This window comes from Thiobacillus sp. SCUT-2 (assembly GCF_035621355.1).
GTDB lineage: Bacteria > Pseudomonadota > Gammaproteobacteria > Burkholderiales > Thiobacillaceae > Thiobacillus > Thiobacillus sedimenti.
On the sequence record NZ_CP141769.1, the window covers coordinates 2,609,164 to 2,634,954 of the forward strand.

Here is a 25,791-nt window from a genome sequence, read left to right on the forward strand (position 1 = left end):
CCAGCATTCAGGGTAGCCGGCTTACCATTCCTTGATCACCCACATCGGCGGCCGCATGCCCGAGTCGAGGCTGTCCTGGCGGGCGAACTGGCCGTCGCCCTTCTGGTCTATGAGGTAGTAGGGCTTGCCGACCTTGGGAATGACCTTGAGCATGTAGAGCTTGCCGTTGGCGCGATATTCGACGACGCGCCCCTGCCCGCTCGGCTTGATGGTCACGGCCGGCGCGTCACCCGGCCCCGGCGGGCCGTCCGGGACGGGGGCCAGTCCGGCCGGACGCTCCGAGGGGCCGGCGGCGACGGCCGCACCGCAGAGCAGCAGGGTCAACAACAGGGCGGGATAGCGCATGACGGGCTCCAGAATGCGAATGGTGCTAGCTTAAACGAGGAAGGCGCCGGCCGCTTACAGGCTGAACTGGATTTCGCGCTCGGCCGGCGAGGGAACGAATCCTCGTTTCTCGTAATGGCTGAAGATCGCATCGACGACCTCGGTGGGGTCGTCGATGATGTGCATCAGCTCGACATCCTCGGGCGCGATCATGCCCTCCTCGACGAGCCGCCCCCGGACCCAGTCCGCCAGCCCCGCCCAGAATTTCGACCCGACGAGGATGATCGGAATGCGCGCGATCTTGCCCGTCTGCACTAGCGTAAGCGCCTCGGTCAGCTCGTCGAGCGTGCCGAAGCCGCCCGGCATGACGACGTAGGCGGCGGCGAACTTGACGAACATGACCTTGCGCGCGAAGAAGTGCTGGAAGGTCTGGCTGATGTCCTGGTAGGTATTGGCACTTTGCTCGTGCGGCAACTGGATGTTGAGGCCGATGCTGGGCGACTTGCCGAAATACGCGCCCTTGTTGGCGGCTTCCATGATGCCGGGGCCGCCGCCAGAGATGACCGAGAAACCCGCGTCGGAGAGCTTGCGCGCGATGTCCTCGGTGAGCATGTAGTAGGCATGGTCGGGGGGCGTGCGCGCACTGCCGAAGATCGAGACCGCCGGACGGATCGACGCGAGGCGCTCCGTCGCCTCGACGAACTCTGCCATAATCCCCAGCATCCGCCACGACTCGCGCGCCGAGTAATTGATCTCGGCGGTACGTCCCGGATCGGCGATGGCGGGCAATTTATCCAAGTGCATTTTCGAGCGCCTCGTGAACGAATCTAATGTAAGCCAGCCCGGCAGGGTGCTGCTGCTGGTGGACGGCTCGTCCTATCTGTATCGCGCCTTTCACGCGCTCCCCGACCTGCGCAACTCGGCGGGCGAGCCGACCAGTGCGATCAAGGGCGTACTCTCGATGCTGCACCGGCTGCGCAAGGACTACGCGGCGGATTATATCGCCTGCGTGTTCGACGCGAAGGGCAAGACCTTCCGCGACGAACTCTATCCTGCGTACAAGGAACACCGGCCGCCGATGCCGGACGATCTCGCCCGCCAGATCGAGCCCCTGCATGCGGCGATCCGTGCCGAAGGCTGGCCGCTCGTCATCGTCGACGGCGTCGAGGCGGACGACGTCATCGGTACGCTGGTGCGCCATGCGACCCGGCGCAATGTGCGCAGCATCGTGTCGACCGGCGACAAGGACATGGCGCAGCTGGTGGACGGCCACGTCACGCTGGTCAACACGATGAGCCAGGAGATCCTCGACGCGGCCGGCGTCGCCGCCAAGTTCGGGGTGCCACCCGAGCGCATCGTCGACTACCTCACGCTGGTCGGCGATGCCGTCGACAACGTCCCCGGCGTCGCCAAGTGCGGCCCGAAGACCGCCGCCAAATGGCTTGCCGAATATGGTTCGCTCGACACCCTGATGGCACGTGCCAGCGAGATAAAGGGCGTGGTCGGCGACAACCTGCGCGCCGCGCGGGACTGGCTGCCTCAGGCACGCGTGCTGGTCACCATCAAGACCGACGTCGACCTGCCCTTCGATTTCGACGACCTCGTGCTGAAGCCGCGCGACACCGATGCGCTGCGCAGCCTGTTCGAGCGCTACGAATTCCGCACCTGGCTGCGCGAGCTCGATGCCGCCGGCAGCCCGGCGCCGGACGCCCCGGAAGAGGATGCGAGCGGCGCGCATCGCCATCGCTACGAGACGATCCTCAGCGAATCGCAGCTCGACGCCTGGATCGCCAAACTTCAGGCGGCGCCGGCATTCGCGCTCGACACCGAGACCACCAGCCTCAACGCGATGCAGGCCGAACTGGTCGGCATCTCCTTCGCCACGTCCCACGGCGAGGCCGCCTACCTGCCGCTGGCCCACCATTACGCCGGCGCCCCGCAGCAGCTCGACCGCGATGCCGCGCTGGCGAAGCTGAAGCCGCTGCTGGAGGCGGGCGCGGCCCGGATCGTCGGCCAGCACCTGAAGTACGACCGGCATGTCTTCGCCAACTACGGCATCCGACTCGGCGGCGTCGTCGACGACACCCTGCTGCAGTCCTACGTGCTCGAGGCACACCAGCCACACGAACTGGGCAACCTCGCATCCCGCCACCTCGGCCTCGCGACGATCAGCTACGACGACGTCACCGGCAAGGGTGCATCCCGCATCGGCTTCGAGCAGGTGGCGATCGAGCGCGCCAGCGAGTACGCGGCGGAAGATGCCGACGTCACGCTCAGGGTGCGCGATGCAATGGCGCCGCGCATAGACGCCTCGGACAAGCTGACCTTCGTCTACCGCGAGATCGAACTGCCGGTCGCGGACATCCTGTTCCGCATGGAGCGCGCCGGTGTGCTGCTCGACCGCACGCTGCTCGCCACGCAGAGCGGCGAGCTTGGCCGCAAGATGCTGGAGCTGGAACAGCGCGCCTACCAGGAGGCGGGACAGCCGTTCAACATGAGTTCGCCCAAGCAGATCGGCGACATTCTCTTTACGCAAAAGGGACTGCCGGTCGTCAAGAAGACGCCCAGCGGCGCGCCGTCCACCGACGAGGAAACGCTGGAACAGCTCGCGCTCGACCATCCGATCGCGCGGGCGATCCTCGACTACCGGGGTCTCGCCAAGCTGAAGTCGACCTACACCGACAAGCTGCCGCAGATGGTCGACGCGCGCACCGGCCGCGTCCACACCAGCTATTCGCAGGCGACCGCGGTGACCGGCCGGCTGGCGAGCGCGGACCCCAACCTGCAGAACATTCCGGCGCGCACCGCCGAGGGGCGCCGCATCCGCGAGGCCTTCATCGCGCCGCCCGGGCACGTGCTGCTCTCCGCCGACTATTCGCAGATCGAGTTGCGGATCATGGCGCACCTGTCCGGCGACGCCGGCCTCCTGAAGGCCTTCGCCGAGGACCGCGACATCCACACGGCCACCGCCGCCGAGGTGTTCGGCGTCGGCCTCGACGCAGTCAGCGCCGACCAGCGGCGCATGGCCAAGGTGATCAACTTCGGGCTGATCTACGGCATGTCGGCGTTCGGCCTGGCGAGCCAGCTCAACCTCGAGCGCGCCGCCGCGCAGGCCTACATCGACCGCTACTTCGCGCGCTACCCCGGTGTCGCCGACTACATGCAGCGCACCCGCGACGCGGCGCGCCGCCAGGGCTACGTCGAGACCGTGTTCGGCCGCCGCCTGTATCTGCCGGAGATCAACGCGAAAAACCCGGCGCGCCGCCAGGGAGCCGAGCGGGCGGCGATCAACGCACCCATGCAGGGCACGGCCGCGGATCTGATCAAGCTGGCGATGATCGCCGTGCAGCGCTGGCTCGACGAGGAAAAGCTGGGCAGCCGACTGCTGCTGCAGGTGCACGACGAACTGGTGCTGGAAGTGCCGGAGCACGAGCTCGACCGCGTGCGCGCAGAACTGCCGGCCCACATGTGCAACGTCGCCGAACTCAAGGTGCCGCTGCGTGTCGGCCTCGGGGCGGGCCGCAACTGGGAAGCGGCCCACTGACCGCGGCGCACCCGTAACAAGAAGGGCAACCCGCCGCCCGGACTGCCCTGTCGGCGCCGGACGCGGCGCCCTATTTCTTCAGGCTGTCGCGGATTTCGCGCAGCAGCACGATGTCTTCGGGCGGGGCGGCCGGCGCAGCGGGCGGCGGCGCCTTCTTCAGTCGGTTGAGCTGCTTCACCAGAACGAAGACGATAAACGCGAGAATGATGAAATTCAGCAGGATGGTGAGGAAGCTGCCGTAGGCGAACACCGGCACGCCCGCTTTCTTGACTTCGGCCAGCGTCATCGCCACGCCTTCCGGAACGGCCTTGAGCGCGATGAACTTGTTGGAAAAATCGAAGCCGCCGAATATCGCCCCGACGATCGGCATGATGAGGTCGTTGACGATCGAATCGACGATCTTGCCGAACGCGGCACCGATGATGACGCCGACGGCCAGATCCATCGCGTTGCCCTTGACTGCGAACTCCTTGAACTCCGACATGAAACTCATGTTTCCTCCTTTTGCTTATGAATGAGGCGCTGCCCAATAAAATGGTAGACGCTACGCGAGCATGCCACCAGTGCCTCAAGTAATTTCTAGCCGGCTTGGTGGGGACCCGCGGCAAGGGTAAAATGCCCCCCCTTATGCGCATCGGTCCCCACACCCTCAAGAACCGCCTCGTCGTCGCCCCCATGGCCGGGGTGACCGACCGGCCGTTCCGCCAGCTTTGCAAGAAGCTGGGCGCTGGCATGGCGGTATCGGAGATGGTGACGTCGAATTCGCTGCTGTACGGCTCGGCGAAGACGGCGCGGCGCGCCAACCACGAGGGCGAGGTCGACCCGATCAGCGTGCAGATCGCCGGTGCCGATCCGAAGATGATGGCAGACGCCGCGCGCCACAACGTCGACCGCGGCGCGCAGATCATCGACATCAACATGGGCTGCCCGGCCAAGAAGGTCTGCAACGTGATGGCGGGCTCGGCGCTGCTGCAGGACGAGGCGCTGGTCGGCCGCATCCTCGACGCCGTGGTCAAGGCCGTCCCCGACGTGCCCGTCACGCTGAAGATCCGCACCGGCTGGGACCGCGAGCATCGCAACGCGCTCAGCATCCTGAAGATCGCCGAGAACGCCGGCGTGCAGGCGCTGGCGATGCACGGCCGCACCCGCGCCTGCGGCTATACCGGCGAGGCCGAGTACGACACCATCAAGGCCGTCAAGGCCGAGGCGAAGATCCCGGTAATCGCCAACGGCGACATCACGACTCCCGAAAAGGCGAAGTACGTGCTCGACTACACGGGCGCCGACGCCGTCATGATCGGGCGCGCCGCCCAGGGCCGCCCCTGGATCTTCCGCGAGATCGAACACTTTCTGAATACCGGCGCGCATCTCCCCCAGCCTGAGGTTGCCGAGATCCACGCCGTGCTGCTCGGGCACATCCACGACCTGTACGCGTTCTACGGCGACGTCACCGGCGTGCGCGTCGCGCGCAAGCACATTTCCTGGTACACGAAGGGACTGGTCGGCAGCAGCGCTTTCCGCCACACCATGAATCAATTCGACACCGTGGCGGAGCAGCTGGCCGTGGTGGACGAGTATTTTGCCCAGGCGGCACGCGCCGACAGCCGGCTGCGGTACGACGCCGGCGACGAAGACAAGAACACGCGAGATATGGCGCCCGTGTCCCGCCTCGCGGCATAAAGGGGAACTCAAAAATGATAGAAGAAAACGAAATCGCCGCGTGCATGCGGCGGTCGCTCAACCGCTATTTCAAGGACCTCGACGGCGAAGCGCCGAGCGAGATCTACGGCATGGTGCTGAGCGCGGTCGAAAAGCCGCTGCTTGCCTACATTCTCGACCGCGCCGAGGGCAACCAGACCCGCGCGGCCGACATGCTCGGCATCAACCGCAATACGCTGCGCAAGAAGATGCGCGAATACGGCCTCTCCGACTGACCCTTCCCTACGACTGCCCCATGAAGATCCAGCGCGCCCTGCTCTCCGTCTCCGACAAGACCGGCCTCGTCGATTTCGCCCGTGCGCTTGCCGGCGCCGGCGTCGAACTGCTCTCCACCGGGGGCACCGCCAAGGCCCTGCGCGACGCCGGCCTCGCGGTGATCGACGTCAGCGAATACACCGGCTTCCCGGAGATGCTCGACGGCCGGGTCAAGACGCTGCATCCGAAAGTGCACGGCGGCATCCTCGGCCGGCGCGACCTGTCGGAGCACGTGGCGACGATGCAGCAGCACGGCATTCCCAACATCGACCTGGTGTGCGTGAACCTCTACCCCTTCCGCGAAACCGTCGCCAGGCCGCACACGCTCGACGACGCCATCGAGAACATCGATATCGGCGGCCCGGCGATGGTGCGCTCCTCGGCCAAGAACTACCGCTTCGTCGCCATCGTCACCGACCCGGCCGACTACCCTCGGCTTACCGCCGAGATGCAGGCCCACGGCGGCGCGCTGACCGACGCGACCCGCTTCGGCCTCGCGAAGAAGGCCTTCAGCCACACCGCCGAATACGACAGTGCGATCTCCAACTACCTCACCGCGCTGAACGACGCCGGCGAGAAGGAGCCATTCGGCGAACGCCTCAACCTGAACTTCAGCCGCGCGCAGACCTGCCGCTACGGCGAGAACCCGCACCAGGCCGGCGCCTTCTACGTGGAAGCGAACGCGCCCGCAGGCACGATTGCGACAGCGCGCCAGATCCAGGGCAAGGAACTCAGCTACAACAACATCGCCGACACCGACGCCGCGCTCGAATGCGTCAAGCAGTTCGACGCCGCACCCGCCTGCGTGATCGTCAAGCACGCCAACCCCTGCGGCGTCGCCTACGGCGCGAGCCTCATGGAAGCCTACGACCGCGCCTACAAGACCGATCCCGAATCGGCCTTCGGCGGCATCATCGCCTTCAACGGCCGGCTCGACGGTGCGACCGCTGCGGCCATCGTCGAGCGCCAGTTCGTCGAGGTCATCATCGCGCCGGAAGTCAGCCCGGAAGCTTCCGCGGCCGTCGCCGCGAAGAAGAACGTGCGCCTGCTCGAATGCGGCCACTGGAGCGGCGCCGCCGCCCAGCTCGACATGAAGCGCGTGGCGGGCGGCCTGCTGGTGCAGGACGCCGACGTGCTGCTCAACGCCGAGCTGAAGGTGGTGACGCAGCGCGCGCCCACTGATAAGGAGATGGACGACCTGCTGTTCGCCTGGCGCGTCGCCAAGTTCGTCAAGTCCAACGCCATCGTCTACGCCCGCGACCGCATGACCGTCGGCGTCGGCGCGGGGCAGATGAGCCGCGTCAACTCTGCGCGCATCGCCGCCATCAAGGCCGAGCACGCCGGCCTCGTCGTCCCCGGTTCGGTGATGGCCTCGGACGCCTTCTTCCCCTTCCGCGACGGCATCGACCAGGCCGCCGCCGCCGGCATCCAGGCGGTGATCCAGCCGGGCGGCTCGATGCGCGACGACGAGGTGATCGCCGCCGCCAACGAGCATGGCCTCGCGATGGTGTTCACCGGCACGCGGCATTTCCGGCATTGATTGTGGGTGAGCGGCAAGCGGTGAGCAGTGAGCGGGAACCCCCGAACTCACGTCACCCCTTCCGCTCACCGCTTACTCCTTACCGCTCACCACCCCTATGAAACTCCTCGTCATCGGATCCGGCGGACGCGAACACGCACTGGCATGGAAACTCGCGCAGTCGCCCAAGGTGTCCCACGTCTACGTCGCGCCCGGCAATGGCGGCACCGCCGTTGAAAGCGGTCTCGTCAACCTGCCGCTTTCGGAGATTGCGTCGCTGGTCGAATTCGCCCGCCGCGAGGACATCGCACTGACCGTGGTCGGCCCGGAAGCCCCGCTCGCCGCGGGCGTCGTCGACGCCTTCCGCGCCGCCGGCCTGAAGATCTTCGGGCCGACGCAGGCCGCCGCGCAGCTCGAAAGCTCCAAGGATTTCGCCAAGCAGTTCATGGCGCGGCACGGCATCCCCACGGCGGCCTTCGGCACCTTCACCGACCCCGCGGCGGCGCACGCGTATATCGATGACAAGGGCGCGCCCATCGTCGTCAAGGCGGACGGGCTGGCCGCCGGCAAGGGCGTCGTGGTCGCATCGACCGCGACCGAGGCCCACGCCGCGGTCGATGCCATGCTTGCCGGCAACAGCATGGGCGAGGCCGGCCACCGCGTCGTGATCGAGGAATGCCTCCTGGGCGAGGAAGCGAGCTTCATCGTCATGGTCGACGGCGAGCACGTGCTGCCGCTCGCCTCGAGCCAGGACCACAAGCGCCTGCTGGACAACGACCAGGGCCCCAACACCGGTGGCATGGGCGCCTATTCGCCGGCGCCGGTCGTCACCCCGGAGCTGCACGCGCGCATCATGCGCGAGGTGATCCATCCCACGGTCGAAGGCATGGCCGCCGACGGCATCCGCTACACCGGCTTCCTCTACGCCGGCATCATGGTGTCTGCGGACGGCGCGCCCAAGGTGCTGGAATTCAACTGCCGCATGGGCGACCCCGAGACGCAGCCGATCATGATGCGGCTGAAATCCGATCTCGTGGCCCTGGTCGACGCCGCCGTCGCTGGCAAGCTCGACCAGGTCGAGGCGGAATGGGACCGCCGCACCGCGCTGGCCGTGGTGCTCGCCGCCGAAGGCTATCCCGATGCACCCAGGAAAGGGGCCGTCATCGGGGCATTGCCGGCCGCGGCCGAGGACCTCCACGTCTTCCATGCCGGCACCGCGACGCAGGACGGCCGGACCGTCGTCAGCGGCGGCCGCGTGCTCGCGGTAACGGCGCTCGGCGACAGCGTGCGCATGGCGCAGAAGCGCGCCTACGAAGCCGTCGCCGCGATCCGCTTCGACGGCATGCAGTACCGCCGCGACATCGGCTGGCGGGCGCTGGATCGGAACAAGAAGTGAGTGGTGAGCGGTGAGCGGGAAACGGTGAGGGGGGATGCCGTCGCGCTACGCGCGCACCTTGCCCGCGGCGGGCTGATCGCCTACCCGACCGAGTCCTGCTACGGGCTCGGCTGCGACCCGCGCAACCTGCAGGCCCTCCGGCGCCTCATCGCCCTCAAGGGGCGCAGCGCCGCCAAGGGCATGCTGCTGATCGCCGACCGCTACCGCCGGCTCGCCCCCTACGTCGGCAGGCTTGCCGCCGCCGACCGCGCGCACATGCAGCGCAGTTGGCCCGGCCCGGTCACCTGGGTCGTGCCGGCGTCCCGCGCCTGCCCCGCGCTCCTGACCGGGGGCCGTCCGACCATCGCGGTGCGCGTCACCGCCCACCCCGGCGCCGCACGCCTGTGCCGCGAGCTCGGCATGGCGCTGGTTTCCACCAGCGCCAACAAAACCGGCAGGAAACCCGCCAAAACCGCCGCCGAATGCCGCAAAATATTCGGCGCGCGCGTACGGGTCGTTCCCGGCCGCATCGGTACGCGCAAACGCCCTTCCACCCTGATCGACCTCGCAACCGGAACCGTCCTTCGCCCCTGATGTCCGCCACCACCGCTGCCACGTTCGACACCGCCGCCGTCAAGACCTACCTGCTCGATCTGCAGGCACGCATCGTCGCCGCACTGGAAGCCGCCGACGGGCTGCCCTTCCGCACCGACGCGTGGGAGCGCTCCCCCGCCCCCGGAGCGGAAGCGGGAGACAAAGCCGGGGCGGCCACCGTCTCCCCGCCCTCTCCCCAAGGTGGAGAGGGGGACAAGGCTGGGCCGAGCGCCCTCTCCCCGCCCTCTCCCCACACGGGAGAGGGGGACAAGGCTGGGGCTGCCTTCAATGGCGGCGGCGGCATCTCGCGCCTGATCGAGGAAGGGCGCGTCCTCGAGCGCGGCGGGGTGAACTTCTCGCACGTCACGGGCAGCCGGCTGCCGCCTTCGGCAAGCGCGCACCGGCCCGAACTCGCCGGCCGGCGCTGGGAAGCGATGGGCGTCTCGCTGGTGCTGCATCCGCGCAACCCCTATGTGCCGACGGTGCACATGAACGTGCGCTGCTTCGTCGCCCTGAAGGATGGCGAGGCGCCGGTGTTCTGGTTCGGCGGCGGCATGGATCTCACGCCCTACTATGGCTTCGAGGACGATGCGCGCCATTTCCACGCCACCTGCAAGGCCGCGCTCGAGCCGTTCGGGGCCGATCTGCATCCGCGCTTCAAGGACTGGTGCGACCGCTACTTCTTCCTCAAGCACCGCAACGAGCCGCGCGGCATCGGCGGCATCTTCTACGACGACTTCGCCGAAGGCGGCTTCGAGCCTGCCTTCGCCATGACGCGCGCGGTCGGTGACGCTTTCCTCTCCGCCTACCTGCCCATCCTCGAACGCCGCCGCGACATCCCCTACGGCGAGCGCGAGCGCGATTTCCAGGCCTACCGGCGCGGCCGCTACGTCGAATTCAACCTGGTCTACGACCGCGGTACGCTGTTCGGCCTGCAGTCGGGCGGACGCACCGAATCGATCCTGATGTCGCTGCCGCCGATCGTGAAATGGCGCTACGACTGGCATCCGGAACCCGGGACCCCGGAGGCGGCGCTGTACACCGATTTCCTCGTCGCCAAAGACTGGGCCTGACATGCGCAAGCTTCCGCGCCGCATCCTCATCGGCCTCGGCCTGCTTCTGCTGCTGGTGGCCCTCGTCGGCGTCGTCGCCTACGAACTGGTGTCGTCGGCGCTCGAAGCGAAGTACCTCGTCAAGACCGCGCAGAAGATGACCTGGCAGGTCCGGCCCGGCCCCTCGACGCGCATCCGCTTTCCCGGCCCGGGGCCCTACGACGTGCGCCTCGGCTACCACGCGCTGCCCGATTTCCTGACGCGGCTCGACCAGGCCGGCTGGCAGATCGACGAGCAGGCCCGGATCAGCATCCAGATGGCCCGCGCGCACGACCTCGGCCTGTTCCTCCCCTATCGCGAGAAGGACCAGGCCGGCCTCACGCTCCTCGACAGCGACGGCAAGACGCTCTACCGGAGCGCCCATCCGATGCGCGTCTACCAGCGGTTCCAGGACATTCCGCCGGTGCTCGTGAACGCACTCCTCTACATCGAGAACCGCGAGCTGCTGGCCGAACAGTTTCCCACCCGCAACCCGGCGGTCGAGTGGGACCGCCTGGCGCAGGCGCTGATGGAAAAAGGCATCAGCCTCGTCGACACCAGCCGCAACGTGCCGGGCGGCAGCACGCTGCCGACGCAGATCGAGAAGTACCGCCACTCGACCGAAGGGCTCACCACCAGCATGAGCGAAAAGCTCCGCCAGATGGCCACCGCGAGCCTGCGGGCCTACCTCGACGGCCCCAACACCCTGCCGATGCGCCGCAACACCGTGATGGCCTATCTGAATACCGTGCCGCTTGCCGCGGCACCGCGCTTCGGCGAGGTCAACGGGATCGGCGACGGCCTGTGGGCCTGGTACGGCCTCGACTTCGCCGAGATCAACAAGACGCTGGCGAAGGAGCCGCACGCGCATGACGCCGCCTACGCCAGCGCGCTGAAGCACGCGCTCTCGCTGGTCGTCGCCGAGCGCCGGCCGTCCTACTACCTGTCGGCCAACCGCAAGGCACTGGACGCGCTGACCGACGACCACCTCGACCTCCTCGCCAGCGCCGGCGTGATATCGCGCCCCCTGGCCGAGCTCGCCAAGCGCGTCGAGCTGCGCGGCCCGCACCACCGCATCGATCCGCCCGCGCCGCGCTTCGTCGACCAGAAGGCAACCAACGCCCAGCGCATCCGGCTGGCTCAGCTGCTCGGCGAGCACCGCCTGTACGACCTCGACCGGCTGGATCTGCAGGCGCGCACCACGATCAACCAGCCGGCGCAGAAAATCGTCAGCCGTTACCTGCAGAGCCTCGCCTCGCCGGATGCCGTGGCCGCGTCGGGGCTGTTCGGCTTCCGCCTGCTGCAGCCGCAGAACACGCTCAGCCACGTCATCTACAGCTTCACGCTGTACGAAAAGACGCCGCAGGGCAACGCGCTGCGCGTGCAGGCGGACAATCTCAACCAGCCCTTCGACATCAACAGCCAGGCGCGCCTCGACCTCGGTTCCACCGCGAAGCTGCGCACGCTGGTCACCTACCTGCAGATCATCTCGCGCCTGTACGACGAGGACCGCACGCTCGATCCCGCCGCGCTGCGGCAGAAGGCGCAGCCGCAGCGCGATGTGCTGGCGCAGTGGGTCGCGGCGACGCTGCTGGCGCACCCCGACATCACGCGCAGCGCGCTGCTCGACGCGGCGATGGGACGCCAGTATTCGGCCGCGCGCGAAATGTTCTTCACCGGCGGCGGCCTGCACGACTTCGTCAACTTCGACGCCAAGGACAACACGCGCGTGATGGACGTGTGGGAGGCCACCAAGAACTCGGTGAACCTCGTCTACATCCGCATCATGCGCGACATCGTCCGCCACTACGCCACCGCTTCGCCGGGCGCCGCCGCCCGCATCCTCGACGATGCGAGCAACCCGCTGCGCCAGACCTATCTGATGCGCTTCGTCGATCAGGAAGGACGCGTCTTCACCAGCCGCTTCTACCAGCGCCACAAGGGCCAGACGGCGAACCAGATGGCAGAGGACCTGTACGCCCGGGTGCACGCCAATCCACGCCGCTTCACGTCCGTATACCGCTACCTCGAGCCGCAGGCCGGCTTCGAGGCCTATGTGCAGGCGCTGCACGCCCACGTGCCGGAGAGCGCCACGCTCAGCCCGAAGACGCTGGAAGCGCTCTACAAGACGCACGGCCCCGACGCCTACAATCTCACCGACCGCGGCTACGTGACGCAGATCCATCCGCTCGAACTGTGGGTGGTGAAGACGCTGCGCAACGCACCGCTGACCGACCTCAAGACGCTCGACACCCAGGGAGCGGACGTGCGCCGCGAGGTCTACAACTGGCTGTTCAAGACGAGCCGCAAGAACGCGCAGGACATCCGCATCCAGTCGCTCCTCGAGGTCGAGGCCTTCGACGGCCTGCTCCGCGACTGGAAGCGGCTCGGCTATCCGTTCGACAACATCACGCCTTCGTATGCAACCGCGATCGGCGCATCGGGCGACCGTCCCGCGGCGCTGGCCGAGCTGATGGGCATCCTCGTCAACGACGGCGTGCGGGCGCCGACGGCCAGCCTGACCGGACTGCACTTCGCGGCCGACACGCCTTACGACACGCGCCTGTCGCTTAAGCCGACGCAGGGCCAGCGCCTGCTGCCGATCGAAGTGGCGCAGACGGTGCGCCGCGCGCTGGCACGGGTCGTCGAGGGCGGTACCGCCGGACGCCTCGCCGGCGCGCTCAAGGACGCCGCCGGGCAGCCCATCGTCATGGGCGGCAAGACCGGCACCGGCGACCACCGCTTCGAAACCTACGGCAAGGGCGGTCAGCTGATCGAATCGCGCGTGGTCAGCCGCTCCGCCACGTTCGTGTTCTACCTCGGCGACCGCTACTTCGGCACGATGACCGCCGTGGTCGAGGGCGAAGAGGCCGGGCAGTTCGGCTTCACCAGTTCGCTCACCGCGCAGATGCTGAAAATCCTGCTGCCGCAGCTGCAGCCCCACCTGCATCTGCAGGGTGCGCCGATCCACCAGCCCGCGCCGGCAGCCGCCGCGAAACCGGCTGTCGCACCGCCGCCCGCACCGGTGAAGGAGACACCCGACGACACCACCAGCCGCGCCGACCCGGCCCTCAAGGAGCAGCCGAGCCCGGGCGGCTTCCCGGAGAAGCTCGAACCGGGCGTCGTGATACCGGTCCCCCCCGCCCCTGCCCAGGCGCCTGCCGGGCCCCCGGTGAACACCGCGCCGCCGGCCCCCTGATAAGCGGCTTGGGAACATCCGCAAATCGGAATATGCTGGTAAGTGCTCTTCCCTGATCGCACCATGAACGACAACGTCCACCCCCTGCTCCAGCACACGCCGAGCGACCCCGGAAACGTCAGCGTGCCGGCGCTCCGCGTGCTGTCGGAGATCACCACCAGCCTGTCGACCGATGCCAACGTCGAACAGCTGCTGGGGCGCTTTCTCTCGACCATGATCCGCCTGGCCGGCGCCCAGGCCGGCGCGGTGCGCGTCATCACCGACGACCGCACCCATCTGCGCCTGATCGGCTCGGTGGGCCTGCCGCCCGAACTGGTCGAACACGAGCACATCGTCAGCGTCGACTGCGGCGTATGCGGCAAGGCCGCGCGCGAAGTCACCGTGAGCAGCTGGAACAACGTCGCCTTCTGCAAGCGCCAGGCCAACGATCCCTATTTCACGAGCACCTGCAACAGCGTCGTCGCCGTGCCGCTGATGCACAAGAACCAGGTGATGGGCGTCTACAACCTGTTCATGGAAGAAGGCAAGAGCGTCCCCGAGGACGTGCGCCTGCTGTTCCGCTCGATCAGCGAGCACCTCGGCATCGCCCTGGAGAACGCGCGGCTCACCCGCGAGAACATGCGCATCTCGCTGATGAACGAGCGCCAGATGCTCGCCAACCAGATCCACGACTCGCTCGCGCAGACGCTCGCCTACGCCAAGATGCGGCTCACCGTGCTGAACGACGCGATGCGCCACGAGGACTACCCCAAGGCCAACCGCTACCTCGGCGACGTCGAGGAGGCGGTCGATCTCGCCTATGCCGACCTGCGCGACCTCATCACCCAGTACCGCGACCGCATCAACCCGCGCGGGCTGGTGCCGGCGATCCAGGAGCTCGCCAAGAGCTTCCGCAAGAAGGCCAACGCCGACGTCGACTTCCTCAACCTGGTGCAGGACGTCAACCTCTCGCCCGACGAGGAAATCCAGGTCTTCCACATCATCCAGGAATCGCTGTACAACATCGCCAAGCACGCCCGCGCGCGCCACGTCGTCATCACCTTCGACCTCGAGAACGGGCAGTACATCGTCAACGTCGCCGACGACGGCGTCGGCGTGCAGAAGAAGCACGACGAGTCGTCGACCATGGGCAAGAGCTTCGGCCTGACCATCATGCGCGAGCGCGCCGCGAAGTTGAACGGCCGGCTCAGCGTGGAATCGCGCCCGGCCGGCGGCACGGTCATCCGCCTGGTCTTCCCGCAGCGCGCCGCGTCCCACCAACACAGCGAACACCCCGCATGAGCCTCACCCGCATCATCCTCGTCGATGACCACACGCTGTTCCGCAAGGGCCTGGCGGAGCTGCTGGAGCAGAGCGGCCACATCGAGGTCACCGCCTTCACCGGGAACCCGGACGACGTCGCCATGCTGCTGCGCGCGCATCGCCCCGACGTGCTGATCCTCGACCTCAACATGCCGGGCACCGACGGAATCACGCTGATGCAGCAGCTGCGCGCCGATGATTTCGACCTGCCCATCCTCATCCTCACGCTGTCGGAGGCGGAGGACGACCTCGCGCGCGCGCTGCGCGCCGGCGCCAACGGCTATCTGCTGAAAAGCATGGAACCCGACGAGGTGGTCGACGCGATCCTGCGCGCGCAGCGCGGCGAAACCGTCGTCGCCCCGGCGATGACCGCCAAGCTCGTCAAGCTCTACGACCAGAAGGGCCAGGATGCGAGTTCCCTGCTCGACGCGCTGACGCCGCGCGAGCGCGAAATCCTCTCCCACCTGTCGCGCGGCGAATCCAACAAGGCCATCGCGCGCACCCTCGACATCAGCCACGACACCGTCAAGCTGCACGTCCGTCACATCCTCGCCAAGCTCAACCTGTCGTCGCGCGTCGAGGCGGCGGTGTTCGCGGTGGAGCACAAGGTCGCGCCGGGCGGGCGCGAGGGACGGTAGCGAATTCGCGTCCCCCTGCATCAAACGCACCGCCGCCGCTATTTCACCGCCTGCTCATCGAACGAATTGGCTCTGGTTCGTGGATGCCATAGCCTTGGCCATAGTCCACGCCGATTTCTTCCAGCAGCTTCCTGACCGTGTCGTTCTCCACATACTCTGCGACCGTCTGTATGCCCATGACACTGGCTACTCTGGCGATCGCCTCCACCATGGCCGCGTCCACCTTGTCTTCAAGTATGTGCTTGATGAAAACGCCGTCGATCTTGAGGAAATCCACCGGCAGGTATTTGAGATAACCGAAGGACGACATTCCGCTTCCAAAGTCGTCCAGTGCGAAGCGGAAGCCGTGCTGCTTGATTTCCCCGATCAGGCTGGCGGTATGCGTCAGGTTGGCGACGGCAGCCGTCTCCGTGATTTCGAAGCAGATTTGCGCAGGGTTCACGCCCGACGCCTGCGCCGTCTTGCTGATGAAGGACGCGATGTGTTCATCGTTGAGCGTGTTGCCGGAGAGATTGATCGACAGGAGCAGGGGGCGTCCGCCCGGCTTGTTCTCGTCCGCAAGATAGGCAAACGCCTTTTCGATGACGTAGCGATCGATGCTGGGCATCAGGCCGTAGCGTTCGGCAGCGGGAATGAAGGCCATGGGGGGCACCATTTCCCCTTCATCGTCCCTGAGCCTGATCAGGATTTCATGGTGCGCCACCTTCTCCGCATCGCTGGACAAGGCTTCGATCCTTTGCGCATACAGTTCGATCCGTTCTTCCTTCAGTGCGGTCCTTAGGCGTCCTACCCAGTCCATCTCGCGCCAGCGGGCGACGAGTTCGTTGTCCTCTTGCCGGTAAACCTGTACGCGATTGCGGCCTTTTTCCTTCGCCAGGAAACACGCCGAGTCGGCCGCGCTCAGCGCGTCGGCGGGGCTCGTTGCGGGGTCGCTGAAGGAAAGCAAGCCGATGCTGACGCTGCCGCCGAAGACGCGGTTCTGCCAGATGAATTCCACATCCTTGATCGCTTGTCGCAATTCCTCGGCAATATGGCATGCCGTCTCGATCGGGCAGTTCTCAAGCAGAAGGCCGAATTCGTCTCCTCCCAGACGCGCCAGAATATCGGTCGACTTTATCTTCGAATTCAAAACCATGCTGATCAGACGCAGGAACTCGTCGCCGGCCCGATGTCCGCACGTATCGTTGACCAGCTTGAATTGATCAAGGTCCAGATACATCAACGAGTGCCCGTCATGCTTGCCCGACAGGTTCTTGATTGCCCGTTCCACCTGCAACCCGAACTCACGACGGTTGAACAGCCCGGTCAGGGAATCGTGCGCAGCCTGGTGACTCAGCTTCTGCGACAGCTCATGCGCTTCGGTGACATCGTGTCCCTGTACGAAAATGCCGGAAACCGTACCATCCTGCTCGAATATCGGCTGATAGACGAAGTCGATATAGCGCTCGACCAGCGGCGAGCCGGGCTCCTGCTGAAACAGGATCGGCATGGCGCGCCCGATGAAGGGCTTGCCTGACTGGTACACCTGATCAAGAAGCTCGTAGAACCCCTGGCCTTCGAGCTCCGGCAAGGCTTCGCGCACGGGTTTGCCAAGCAGTTCACGGTGGCCGACCAGTTGGTAATAGGCTTTGTTGGCAAGCTCGAAGGTGTGCCGGTTCCCTCTCCCGACGGCCACGAAACCCGGGGCCTGCTCCATCAAGGCGCGCAGCCTTTTGCGCTCGCTGTCCATCGCGCTCAGTTCCAGCGCGAGGTTCGCGCGGCGAATATCCTGCAAATTGCTGAATCGGTTGCGCTCCGCGCCATCCTGTTGGAAGAAATGGCTTATGTCGGTGACATAGTTGAGAATCAGCGAAACCTCGCCATCCTCATCGAATAGCGGCGTATTCACCACCGTCCAGTACCTGTCCTCCCAAACCTCGCCAGTCCCGGTCCGATGCACGATCGGATAATGCAGGTGATGGATCGTGTCTTCGACTTCGTTGGCCACCACGCGGGCAAAGGACGCACGCAATTGCTGCAACTGCGCCTCTCCCGGAACCGGAAAGACATCGAACAGGTGCCTGCCGAGGACCTCTTGACGCTCGAAACCCGTCAGGCGCAGATGCGCGGCGTTGATGTCGACCAGAATCAGGTCGGGCGTAAGCAGGATATAAGCATTGGGCGAAGCGTGAAAAAGCGACTCGTAGTAATTCTTGAAGGTTCTAAGCATTCTTCTTCGCGCCCCCTTGCCCGCCGGTTGCCGGATGACCGGCCCTACCGTCATACGGTTCTGCATCCGCGGAATTTACCCTTTATAGGTCATGGAATTCGTGCCTGGGGGCGTACGCGAATCCAAGCCGATTGAACCAATATGGGGCTTCCGATGTGCACTCCGTCGAATGCCATACCCGCGGATACGGCATTGCCTCGCGCCACCGTGACAATTGAAGGGGCCAGGTTCGAATACCCTTCCAGAAGCAGGGGGCACGGGTATTTGCCGTCGCCGTCGTCGTCATCGCCTGGCAAGACCACCGTTCCATCTGTCCAATCGCTTGAGCGGGACCGGGCCGTGTCATACGCCTTGGCCGGTTCTTCACATACCGTGTTCAGATGGCTGCATCATGCAGGGCAACATGCGAACAAAATGGAAACCAAATGAATTCAAGGAATCTGCTCGTTCTACCCGACGATTTGCCTGTCCCTGAAGATGACGGCGCGTGCGCCCACCTAGAAGGGATGAACATGCCTGTCATCGCCCTGGCAGGCACTTCAGGCACCAAGGTCAATCCTGGGCTCGAAAGAGGAATATCCGTTGTTTACTTCTATCCCATGACGGGGAGACCGGACGCGCCTCCGATGGTCGGCTGGAACGAGATTCCTGGCGCACGGGGTTGCACGCCTCAATCCTGTTCATTTCGTGACCACCATGCCGACTTGCTCGATTTGGGCGCGAGGACTTATGGTGTGAGTTCGCAGACCTCGGAAGACCAGAGAGAAGCCGTCCAGCGCCTCCATTTGCCTTTCGAGTTGTTGAGCGACAGCCATTTCGAGTTGGCGACCGCATTGCGGCTGCCTACGTTCGAATACAACGGACTTCGCCTCATCAAAAGGCTCACGCTCATCATTGAAGACGGCGCAATACGCAAAGTCTTCTATCCGGTCTTCCCACCGACCGAAAACGCCGCCAATGTCATTGGCTGGCTCCAGGAAAACGCGGCCTGACTTGGCAATACACTAAGTTTCCTCAAGCCTCACGAACAGGGTATCCGCCGCCACGAAGGCGGCGCTGACCGCACGGCTTGCGAGCAACTCGTCGCCGGCTCGCCTGGGGCCGTCGCCGAAGGCCCACACGTAGTCGTCGAGCAGCACCCAGCCGCCCTCGCCGACCAGCGGCAGCCACGTTTCGAGATCGCGCTTGACCGCCTCGTAGCGGTGGTTGCCGTCGATGTGCAGCAAGGCGATCCGGCCGTCGACCGTCGTGCGGCCGAACTCCTTCGAGCTCACGCCACCCGCGGCGGCGGCCTCGCGGTAGAGGCCGACGGCATGATCGGATGGTGCGCGCAGGTAGTTCACATTGTCGAAGCCGGCGAGCGAGGCGCAGAACCCGAGAAATGCCTGCTGCCAGTCGCGGTTGCCGACGGCGCGGTTGATGAGCCGCGCGGACTCGCCCTGGTTGCGGATCGAGGCGATTTCCCACGGATCGACGCAGAGCACGCTGCCCACGCGGTGGAATCTGGCGAGCCAGGCGAGCGCGAAGGCCGACTTTCCGTACAGCGCGCCGATCTCGACGACGTCGCCGCGAGCAAGCTGGCGCGCGATCTGCGCCAGGGCGAGGAGCTTGGTGTTGTCGCTCTGGCCCGGGATCAGGTTGTAGCTTCGGTAAAGCCCGGCATAGTTCGACACGGGCAAGGCGGGGGCGGCCTCACCCGGCGCCAGCGGTTCGGCGGCATGGCACGCCTCGGCCCAGCGGTAGGCCTCGCCGTAGGGCTGCCAGTCCATCTCGTACGGCGACTCGTTGCAAAGACGGAACGCGTGCGGGAAGTCGCCGCGCTCGGCGAGCGCGCGCAGATGCCACCAGATCGCCGGGTGCGACGCGAAGACGGCGTCGATCCGCTGCCGTGCGAGCAGGTCGGCCAGCGCGACGTCGAAGGCCGCGTCGGTGACGTAGGGCAGGTACGCCGTCGCGCAGTCGGGAAACTGCGCCGGATCGAGCGGCTCGGACGACGCCGCCACCACGCGGAAGCCCAGCTGGCGGGCGGTGCGGACGAACGCCTGCGACTGCGGCAGGTCGATCGGGAACACCAGCAGCGACCGTTGGGGGTTCACCGTGCGGTGGCCTCGCTGCCGGACCAGGCGGTCAGCGCGGCTTCGATCGCGGCACGCTCGCCGATCTCGCCGCGCCGGATGTCGAAATGCGCGGGGCCGTCGTAGTGCGCCGCGGGCCGTCCGAGCTTCTCGGCGAGCCGGCGGAACACCGCCTCGGGCTGCCCGCAGAAATCCTCGTACTGCACGACGAGCTTGCGCGATTCGGCAACCCCGGCCATGCCGCGGTCGACCGCGCGGTTGATGCAATGCAGCTGCCCCGCGGCCTGGGCGATCGGCTCCAGTTCGCTGAGCTGCGGATACTCGGGAATCCTGAACGAGTACCACGCGGCGCGGCTGCCCAGCTGCCGCTCGCGCGCCTCCAGGATGGAGGCGACGTTGGCGACGGGATCGCGCCGTATCTGGACGAACACCGCCTGCTCGAACAGTGCATCGAGGAAGGGAATGTTGTAGTTGAGGATCATCGCCTTGAGCGCGAACGGCTTGTCGAACACCTGCGTCAGCGCGGTCAGCTCCGACACCAGCGTGGCGCGGTCGACGGCGCGCGACAATTCGTCGTCGGGCAGCCAGTCGAGTTCGCCGAATGGCAGGAAGCGGCGCCAGAAATACCAGAACTCGTTGGGCGCCAGCGCGCCGCGGGTCTTGCCGTTCTCCGACTCGAACGCGATGGGCGCGCCGAAATCCAGGATCTCGTCGCGGAAGTTGTAGCGCGGGTCGGTCAGCAGCAGCTGGATGTGGGCGCCGACGACCGGGGCGCCGTAGAAACGCGAAAGCAGGTTGGTCGGATAGGCGACGAGGCCCGTCTGCGCCAGCCATTGCATGAACAGCGTCGTGCCGCTTCGCAGCGGCCCCATCACGAACACCAGCGGATGAACAGGGGCGGTCCGCCGTGCCGCGCCGTCGAGCGCGGCCTGCTCGGAACACGCCAGCAGGCCGTTCAGCGACTGCAGGAGCGCTTCCAGGCGCAGGTTGCGGCGGAAGGGATCGGTGCGTTCCGCGTCGTCGCCCGGCACGCCCGCGCTCATGCGGCCTCCCTCAGGTCGTATGCCTCGAGATGCGGCCGGATGCCCGCCGCCCCGAGCGCCATGAGCGCATCGATGATCGACAGGGAGGGAACGAAGGCCGCGCTTCGTTGCGCGTAGGGAATCGGTCGCATGGCAATGAAGCGCAGATCGATGCCGGCGCCGCGGAAGGTCCCGGCGTCGTAAAGCGCCTGCCCGCCGGAGGCGTTGACGTAGGTATCCGCGCCTTCCCGCCGGCAGATGTCGACGACGCGCGCCTGGGCCGCGAGCGCGGCATTGCCGTAGGCGCGGCTGGACGGCACGAACTCGGTCCGGATCCCCAGGAAGGCCGCGATCGTCCGCAATTGATGGACCAGGTACTCGGACAGGCTGTCGGTTTCATGGCGCACGAGGTCCGCGACGAACGGATACACCTCGTCGAAGCAGGGTGCCCTGCGGTAGGCCAGTTCGATCGTCCTGACGAGTTTCTCGCGCCACGGCCGCGCCGGCGCGAGGCGCGTGTCGCAGATGCGGCGGAAGGGCGACGCGTGATCCAAAGGCACGGTGAGATAGACGACCTCGCCGTTGACGAGCACCCGGTTGCGGTTCACCCATCCTCCCTTGATGTAGTTGACGTCGTCGTAGATCACGAACCGGTCCACTGCACGGATCAGTTGCCAGTATCCGATATAGGGGAAGAAATAGGGCTGCATGATCGCCAGCCGGGTCATGCGCCCGGTCCCGCGACCAGCCCGATGACGTGGTCGATCTCTTCGTCGGCGAGCCCCGGATAGATCGGCAGGCAGATCACCCGGTCGGCCGCCCGGCGCGCCACCGGCAGGTTGGCGTGCGCGGCGGAAGGCATCCCGCGGTACATCGGGAAGTCGCTGATCAGGGGATAGAAGTAGCGCCGCGCATGCACGCCGTTGTCGCGCAGCTTCTGGTAGAGCGCGTCGCGCGCGAGCGGATAGTCGGGGCCCACCATGATCGGGAAATACGCGTAGTTCCGCGCGCCATCGGCTTTGTCGCTGAGGCAGTCGATGCCGGCGACGCCCGCCAGGCCGGCGCGGTAGCGGGCGTCGATGGCGCGCCGCTGGCGCAGCGCCGCGTCGATCCCCTTGAGCTGCAGCAGGCCGAAGGCCGCGTTGATCTCGCTCATCTTGCCGTTGATGCCGGAGGCCACGACGGTCACCTCGTTGACGAAGCCGAAGTTCTTCAGATGGTCGATGTGGCGCTTGGTCTTGGCGTCCTGGCAGACGATCGCGCCGCCTTCGAAGGTGTTGAAGACCTTGGTCGCATGGAAGCTGAGCACGGACAGATCGCCGTGGTTGAGGACGCTTTCGCCCTGCGACTGCACGCCGAAGGCGTGGGCGGCATCGTAGATGACCTTGAGGCCGTAGTTGTCGGCGATCTCCTGGATGCGCGCCACGTCGCAGGGGCGGCCGTAGCAGTGGACCGGCATGATGGCGGTGGTCTGCGGCGTGATCGCCGCCTCGATCCGTTCGGGGTCGAGGTTGAGCGTGACCGGATCGACGTCGACGAACACCGGCCTGATGCCGTTCCACAGCAGCGAATGCGCGGTCGCCACGAAGGAATACGGCGTGGTGATGACCTCGCCGGTGATGCGCAGCGACTGCAGCGCCGTCACCAGCGCGAGCGTGCCGTTGGCGAACAGCGAGATGTGCCTGACGCCGAGGTAGTCGCACAGCGCCTGTTCGAACTCCTGGTGAAAGGGGCCGTTGTTGGTCAGCCACTTGTTGTCCCAGATCTGCTGCAGATAGGGAATGAAGTCCTCCAGCGGTGGCAGCAGTGGCCGCGTGACGTAAACCGTCGACGTTTTCTCAGGTGTCGTCATGGCTTCGTTTCCCCCATCGTCGCATCCAGCTTATCCAGCGACACTTCGAAGGTGTCGGCAGGCAATCCCGCGCACCAGCGCCGCCACATTTCCCGCAAGGCAAGGTCGAGTCCGGCGGCAAGCAGTTCCGGCCTGCGCAGCGGCGACTGCGCGAGATGCTCGCGCATGCCGGCGCGCAACTCGGCCAGCCGCGGCAGGTGGTTCGCCCAGTGGACGCCGCGCGCCACGAACGCGTCGGCGTCCTCGACCACGAAATCCTGCAGCCCGACACGCGACAGGATCGCCGTCCCGACCCTGCCGGGCATGCTGTCACCCTCGATGACGAGGGTCGGCACGCCCATCCAGAGCGAATGGTGCGTGGTCGTGCCGCCGTTGTAGGGAAACGTGTCGAGGCAGATGTCGACCCCTTGGTAAAGCTTCAGATAGTCCTCCATGCCGCTGCGCGGATGGAAGTCGAGCCGCTCCGGCACGATCCCTTCCTCGGCAAACCAGCCGAGCAGCGTGTCGGAGTGCCCCCGCTCCGGCATGCCGCCGAGCAGCAGCCGGGAATCGGGCAGCGCGCGCAGCAGCCGCGACCACACGGCGATCACCGCACGGCTCAGCTTGTTCGGCCGGTTGAAGCTGCCGAAGGTGAGATGGCCGTTCTGCAGCGCGGGCAGGTCGCTCACCGCAGGCGCCGCCGCGTGCGGGAGGAACGGCGCATTGGCCGGCAGGCGGACGATCTTCTCGGTGAACTGGTCGTCGAACCGCCCCGGCGGCAGCAGGAAGCGATCGGCCAGATAGTAGTCCACCGCGCGCAGCCCCGTCGTCCCCGGGTAGCCCAGCCAGCTTGCCTGCACCGGCGCCGGCTTGCGCGCGAATGCGAGCAGGCGATTGCTGGCGGTGTGGCCGGTGAGGTCGATCAGGATGTCGATGCCGTCCGCCTGGATCGCGTCCGCCAGTTCCGCATCCGACAGGTCGGCAACCGGATGCCAGTGCGCGAAATGCCCCCGCAGGCGACGGGTGACGTCGTCATGGATGAAGCTGTTGTAGAAGGCGTGCAGCGTCAGGTGCGGATAGCCGGACAAATGGATCAGCACCGGCTCGATGAACGATGCGACCGCATGGTTATGGAAATCGGGCGAAACGAAGCCCACCCGCAGGCCGCGCTCCGGATCGCGCGTGTTCGCATGTGCCGGCCAGTGCGGCCTCAGCCCGGTCTCGAACCGCTCGCCGAAGCCGCGATGCTCGGCGGACACCGCCTGCGGATCGGCCGAGGCGCTGAGCGTCAGATAGTAGAGGAAGTTGCTGTACAGCGCCCCGTGGTCCGGGCTCGTTTGCAGCGCCTGCCGGAAGCACTCGTCCGCCTCATTCAGCCGTCCCTGGTCCAGCAGAACCTGAGCAAGGTTGCTGAGCACGCCCGCATTGTCCGGCCAGCGTTGCGAAATCGCCCGATAGCACGCCTCGGCTTCACCGAGCCGCCCAAGCGTCTGAAGCGCAAGCGCCAATCCCGTATGGGCATCGGCATGATCCGGGAGAATATCCAGCGCACGCCTGAAACTGGTCTCAGCCGCACTGGCGTGCCCCAGTTTCCGCAGCACATTTCCAAGTTTGACATGCGTGTCGACGTCCTCGGGATTTCGCTCCAACGCACGTCGGAAATTGGCTTCTGCTTCCGGCAACCGCCCCATGTGGCGAAGTAGATTGCCCCGGTTGGCCAGCGTCCGGGCATCGTCCGGGCGTATGTGCAGCGCGATCTGGAAATGCGCGTCCGCCTCCTCCAGACGGCCTTGCCGTTGATTCAGTACCGCCAGATCATTATGAATATCGGCGTCGTCTGGATTGATCTGCAATGCCTGTCGGTAACTCGCAGCGGCTTCCTCCAGATGCCCCATCTGCTGGAGACATTTGCCGAGGTTTCCCTGATACACGGCGTCGTCCGGTCTCGCTCGAAGCGCCTGCCGCAGGCTCGCCTCGGCCTCGTCGAGCCGCCCCTGTTCCCGCAGGATGCTGCCGAGATTGCCGTGCGCCTCGGCGTAGTCCGGTCTGACCTGCAATGCCTGCCGCAGGCTCGCCTCGGCCTCGTCCAGGCGGCCGAGGCGCTGGAGCGCGACGCCCAGGTTGAGATGTGCATCGGCATAGAGCGGATCGATCTGCAGCGCCTGCCGGTAGCTCGCCTCCGCTTCGTCGAGGCGTCCCAGCTCCTGCAGGGTGACGCCCAGGTTGTAGTGCGATTCGACGTCTGCCGGCGAGAGCCGCGCCGCCCGCCGCATCGGCTCGAGCGCCTCCTGGCCGCGGCCCAGCAGCTTGAGCGCGACCCCGAGGATCTTCCAGCCGAAGACATGCTGCGGGAATCGCTCGGCCAGCCGCTGCGCGCCGGCGACGACCTCGCCGTAACGGCCTGCAGCGAACAGCGTCACGAGCGCATCCATGTCCTGGCGGCCGGGGACGCCCTCGCCTGAGTGAGATGCCGCGCGCGCCCACCCGCCCTCGTCGTGCGGCCCGTCCGGCTCCGCCTGCGCGGTCGGCGCCAGCCCGATGCGCGTCGCCAGCGCATCGGTCTCGTCGCCCCCCAGCCCCTGCTGCCGCGCCAGTTCGAGCACCGCGCGCGCATCCTCCGCCTGCCCGGCCTGGAACAGGGCGTCGATATAGTGGAGCCAGTACGCGGCGCGTGTCGGGTCGGCATCGAGTGCGGCCGCGAAATACGGCAGGCCGGCGACCGGCTGCCCCGCCTCGACCGCAATCATCGCGAGATTGTGGTTCGCCTCGGGATGCACCGGCTCGCGTTGCAGGATGGCCTGGTAGAGCTGCCCCGCCTCCAGCAGCCGGCCCGAGCGATGGTGCGCGATGGCCTGCTGCAGCAGCAGGTCGATCGCTTGCGGCGCGGCATGGTCGGAGCTGGAATGGGCGCTCAATTGGGCTGATCCTGGTCGGTTGGTGGATTTTCGGGTTGCTTGCATTATGTGGTGCCCGTCGCCATGGCAAAACGCGGAAAAGCGCCGCTTTTCCCGGGCTATTCGCCCCGCGGAGCTGCGCCGCGCCCCATTTCTGTATATAACGACAGATCAATGCCCCGATTTCAGGTGAGGAACGC

General features: G+C 66.4%; 20 protein-coding genes. 11 read left to right on the plus strand and 9 right to left on the minus strand.

Annotated elements, in window-relative coordinates; all coding sequences use genetic code 11:
• Window positions 1-21: 21 nt before the first annotated feature.
• A complete protein-coding gene (locus tag VA613_RS13065; protein WP_324779454.1) occupies window positions 22-345 on the minus strand; it encodes a DUF2782 domain-containing protein in 324 nt (107 codons plus the stop codon).
• A 54-nt stretch (window positions 346-399) separates the two neighbouring features.
• A complete protein-coding gene (locus tag VA613_RS13070; RefSeq protein ID WP_324779455.1) occupies window positions 400-1,128 on the minus strand; it encodes an LOG family protein in 729 nt (242 codons plus the stop codon).
• Window positions 1,129-1,141: 13 nt separating this feature from the next.
• Between VA613_RS13070 and polA the strand changes: the two genes are divergently transcribed.
• Window positions 1,142-3,868: a DNA polymerase I gene (polA, locus tag VA613_RS13075; protein WP_324779456.1), complete on the plus strand. Its 2,727-nt coding sequence runs from the start codon at window positions 1,142-1,144 to the stop codon at window positions 3,866-3,868.
• Between the two features lie 70 nt (window positions 3,869-3,938).
• Here the strand turns inward: polA and mscL are convergent, their stop codons facing one another.
• Window positions 3,939-4,361, minus strand: coding sequence for a large conductance mechanosensitive channel protein MscL (gene mscL, locus VA613_RS13080; RefSeq protein ID WP_324779457.1), 423 nt, complete (start codon window positions 4,359-4,361; stop codon window positions 3,939-3,941).
• A gap of 134 nt (window positions 4,362-4,495) precedes the next feature.
• Between mscL and dusB the strand changes: the two genes are divergently transcribed.
• From dusB to VA613_RS13125, 9 genes are all read left to right on the plus strand, one after another.
• The gene (gene dusB / locus VA613_RS13085) at window positions 4,496-5,548 is read left to right on the plus strand and encodes a tRNA dihydrouridine synthase DusB (protein ID WP_324779458.1); all 1,053 of its coding nucleotides are present in this window, start codon (window positions 4,496-4,498) and stop codon (window positions 5,546-5,548) included.
• Between the two features lie 14 nt (window positions 5,549-5,562).
• Window positions 5,563-5,802, plus strand: coding sequence for a helix-turn-helix domain-containing protein (locus tag VA613_RS13090; protein WP_324779459.1), 240 nt, complete (start codon window positions 5,563-5,565; stop codon window positions 5,800-5,802).
• 20 nt (window positions 5,803-5,822) lie between these two features.
• Window positions 5,823-7,382, plus strand: a complete 1,560-nt coding sequence (gene purH, locus VA613_RS13095) for a bifunctional phosphoribosylaminoimidazolecarboxamide formyltransferase/IMP cyclohydrolase (protein WP_324779460.1) — start codon at window positions 5,823-5,825, stop codon at window positions 7,380-7,382.
• Between the two features lie 97 nt (window positions 7,383-7,479).
• Window positions 7,480-8,757: a phosphoribosylamine--glycine ligase gene (gene purD / locus VA613_RS13100; RefSeq protein ID WP_324779461.1), complete on the plus strand. Its 1,278-nt coding sequence runs from the start codon at window positions 7,480-7,482 to the stop codon at window positions 8,755-8,757.
• Between the two features lie 3 nt (window positions 8,758-8,760).
• The gene (locus tag VA613_RS13105) at window positions 8,761-9,330 is read left to right on the plus strand and encodes an L-threonylcarbamoyladenylate synthase (protein WP_324779462.1); all 570 of its coding nucleotides are present in this window, start codon (window positions 8,761-8,763) and stop codon (window positions 9,328-9,330) included.
• On the plus strand, window positions 9,330-10,403 hold the full coding sequence (hemF, locus tag VA613_RS13110; protein WP_324779463.1) for an oxygen-dependent coproporphyrinogen oxidase: 1,074 nt from the start codon (window positions 9,330-9,332) through the stop codon (window positions 10,401-10,403). The genes VA613_RS13105 and hemF overlap by 1 nt, the downstream gene beginning before the upstream one ends.
• Before the next feature lies 1 nt (window position 10,404).
• Complete coding sequence (locus tag VA613_RS13115) at window positions 10,405-13,620, plus strand: transglycosylase domain-containing protein (RefSeq protein ID WP_324779464.1); 3,216 nt, start codon at window positions 10,405-10,407, stop codon at window positions 13,618-13,620.
• Between the two features lie 63 nt (window positions 13,621-13,683).
• Window positions 13,684-14,901, plus strand: a complete 1,218-nt coding sequence (locus VA613_RS13120; RefSeq protein WP_324779465.1) for a GAF domain-containing sensor histidine kinase — start codon at window positions 13,684-13,686, stop codon at window positions 14,899-14,901.
• On the plus strand, window positions 14,898-15,560 hold the full coding sequence (locus VA613_RS13125; protein WP_324779466.1) for a response regulator transcription factor: 663 nt from the start codon (window positions 14,898-14,900) through the stop codon (window positions 15,558-15,560). Before VA613_RS13120 ends, VA613_RS13125 begins: the two co-directional genes overlap by 4 nt.
• A gap of 43 nt (window positions 15,561-15,603) precedes the next feature.
• On the opposite strand, the gene VA613_RS13130 is transcribed toward VA613_RS13125, so the two are convergent.
• Window positions 15,604-17,835, minus strand: a complete 2,232-nt coding sequence (locus VA613_RS13130) for a sensor domain-containing protein (protein WP_324779467.1) — start codon at window positions 17,833-17,835, stop codon at window positions 15,604-15,606.
• Window positions 17,836-18,194: 359 nt separating this feature from the next.
• Between VA613_RS13130 and VA613_RS13135 the strand changes: the two genes are divergently transcribed.
• Window positions 18,195-18,761 (plus strand): peroxiredoxin, encoded by a 567-nt coding sequence (locus VA613_RS13135; protein WP_324779468.1) that lies wholly within the window; start codon window positions 18,195-18,197, stop codon window positions 18,759-18,761.
• Between the two features lie 12 nt (window positions 18,762-18,773).
• Here VA613_RS13135 and VA613_RS13140 read toward each other — a convergent pair whose 3' ends face one another.
• From VA613_RS13140 to VA613_RS13160, 5 genes are read right to left on the minus strand one after another with little or no spacing between them, the layout of a single operon-like run.
• Entirely contained in the window at window positions 18,774-19,865 is a 1,092-nt protein-coding gene (locus VA613_RS13140) for a class I SAM-dependent methyltransferase (RefSeq protein WP_324779469.1), read from the minus strand.
• A complete protein-coding gene (locus VA613_RS13145; RefSeq protein WP_324779470.1) occupies window positions 19,862-20,887 on the minus strand; it encodes a sulfotransferase in 1,026 nt (341 codons plus the stop codon). The genes VA613_RS13140 and VA613_RS13145 overlap by 4 nt, the downstream gene beginning before the upstream one ends.
• Complete coding sequence (locus VA613_RS13150; protein WP_324779471.1) at window positions 20,884-21,594, minus strand: WbqC family protein; 711 nt, start codon at window positions 21,592-21,594, stop codon at window positions 20,884-20,886. The genes VA613_RS13145 and VA613_RS13150 overlap by 4 nt, the downstream gene beginning before the upstream one ends.
• Window positions 21,591-22,718: a DegT/DnrJ/EryC1/StrS family aminotransferase gene (locus VA613_RS13155; protein ID WP_324779472.1), complete on the minus strand. Its 1,128-nt coding sequence runs from the start codon at window positions 22,716-22,718 to the stop codon at window positions 21,591-21,593. The genes VA613_RS13150 and VA613_RS13155 overlap by 4 nt, the downstream gene beginning before the upstream one ends.
• Complete coding sequence (locus VA613_RS13160; protein ID WP_324779473.1) at window positions 22,715-25,612, minus strand: tetratricopeptide repeat protein; 2,898 nt, start codon at window positions 25,610-25,612, stop codon at window positions 22,715-22,717. Before VA613_RS13160 ends, VA613_RS13155 begins: the two co-directional genes overlap by 4 nt.
• Window positions 25,613-25,791: the final 179 nt, after the last annotated feature.

Bases quoted from the DNA above. Each gene is read 5' to 3' on its own strand.
- VA613_RS13090 (WP_324779459.1), top strand. From the start codon at position 5,563: ATGATAGAAGAAAACGAAATCGCCGCGTGCATGCGGCGGTCGCTCAAC.
- VA613_RS13145 (WP_324779470.1), bottom strand. From the start codon at position 20,887: ATGAGCGCGGGCGTGCCGGGCGACGACGCGGAACGCACCGATCCCTTC.
- mscL (WP_324779457.1), bottom strand. From the start codon at position 4,361: ATGAGTTTCATGTCGGAGTTCAAGGAGTTCGCAGTCAAGGGCAACGCG.
- purD (WP_324779461.1), top strand. From the start codon at position 7,480: ATGAAACTCCTCGTCATCGGATCCGGCGGACGCGAACACGCACTGGCA.
- VA613_RS13150 (WP_324779471.1), bottom strand. From the start codon at position 21,594: ATGACCCGGCTGGCGATCATGCAGCCCTATTTCTTCCCCTATATCGGA.
- VA613_RS13120 (WP_324779465.1), top strand. From the start codon at position 13,684: ATGAACGACAACGTCCACCCCCTGCTCCAGCACACGCCGAGCGACCCC.
- VA613_RS13130 (WP_324779467.1), bottom strand. From the start codon at position 17,835: ATGCAGAACCGTATGACGGTAGGGCCGGTCATCCGGCAACCGGCGGGC.
- VA613_RS13125 (WP_324779466.1), top strand. From the start codon at position 14,898: ATGAGCCTCACCCGCATCATCCTCGTCGATGACCACACGCTGTTCCGC.
- VA613_RS13115 (WP_324779464.1), top strand. From the start codon at position 10,405: ATGCGCAAGCTTCCGCGCCGCATCCTCATCGGCCTCGGCCTGCTTCTG.
- VA613_RS13065 (WP_324779454.1), bottom strand. From the start codon at position 345: ATGCGCTATCCCGCCCTGTTGTTGACCCTGCTGCTCTGCGGTGCGGCC.
- dusB (WP_324779458.1), top strand. From the start codon at position 4,496: ATGCGCATCGGTCCCCACACCCTCAAGAACCGCCTCGTCGTCGCCCCC.
- VA613_RS13070 (WP_324779455.1), bottom strand. From the start codon at position 1,128: ATGCACTTGGATAAATTGCCCGCCATCGCCGATCCGGGACGTACCGCC.
- VA613_RS13155 (WP_324779472.1), bottom strand. From the start codon at position 22,718: ATGACGACACCTGAGAAAACGTCGACGGTTTACGTCACGCGGCCACTG.
- VA613_RS13135 (WP_324779468.1), top strand. From the start codon at position 18,195: ATGAATTCAAGGAATCTGCTCGTTCTACCCGACGATTTGCCTGTCCCT.
- hemF (WP_324779463.1), top strand. From the start codon at position 9,330: ATGTCCGCCACCACCGCTGCCACGTTCGACACCGCCGCCGTCAAGACC.
- purH (WP_324779460.1), top strand. From the start codon at position 5,823: ATGAAGATCCAGCGCGCCCTGCTCTCCGTCTCCGACAAGACCGGCCTC.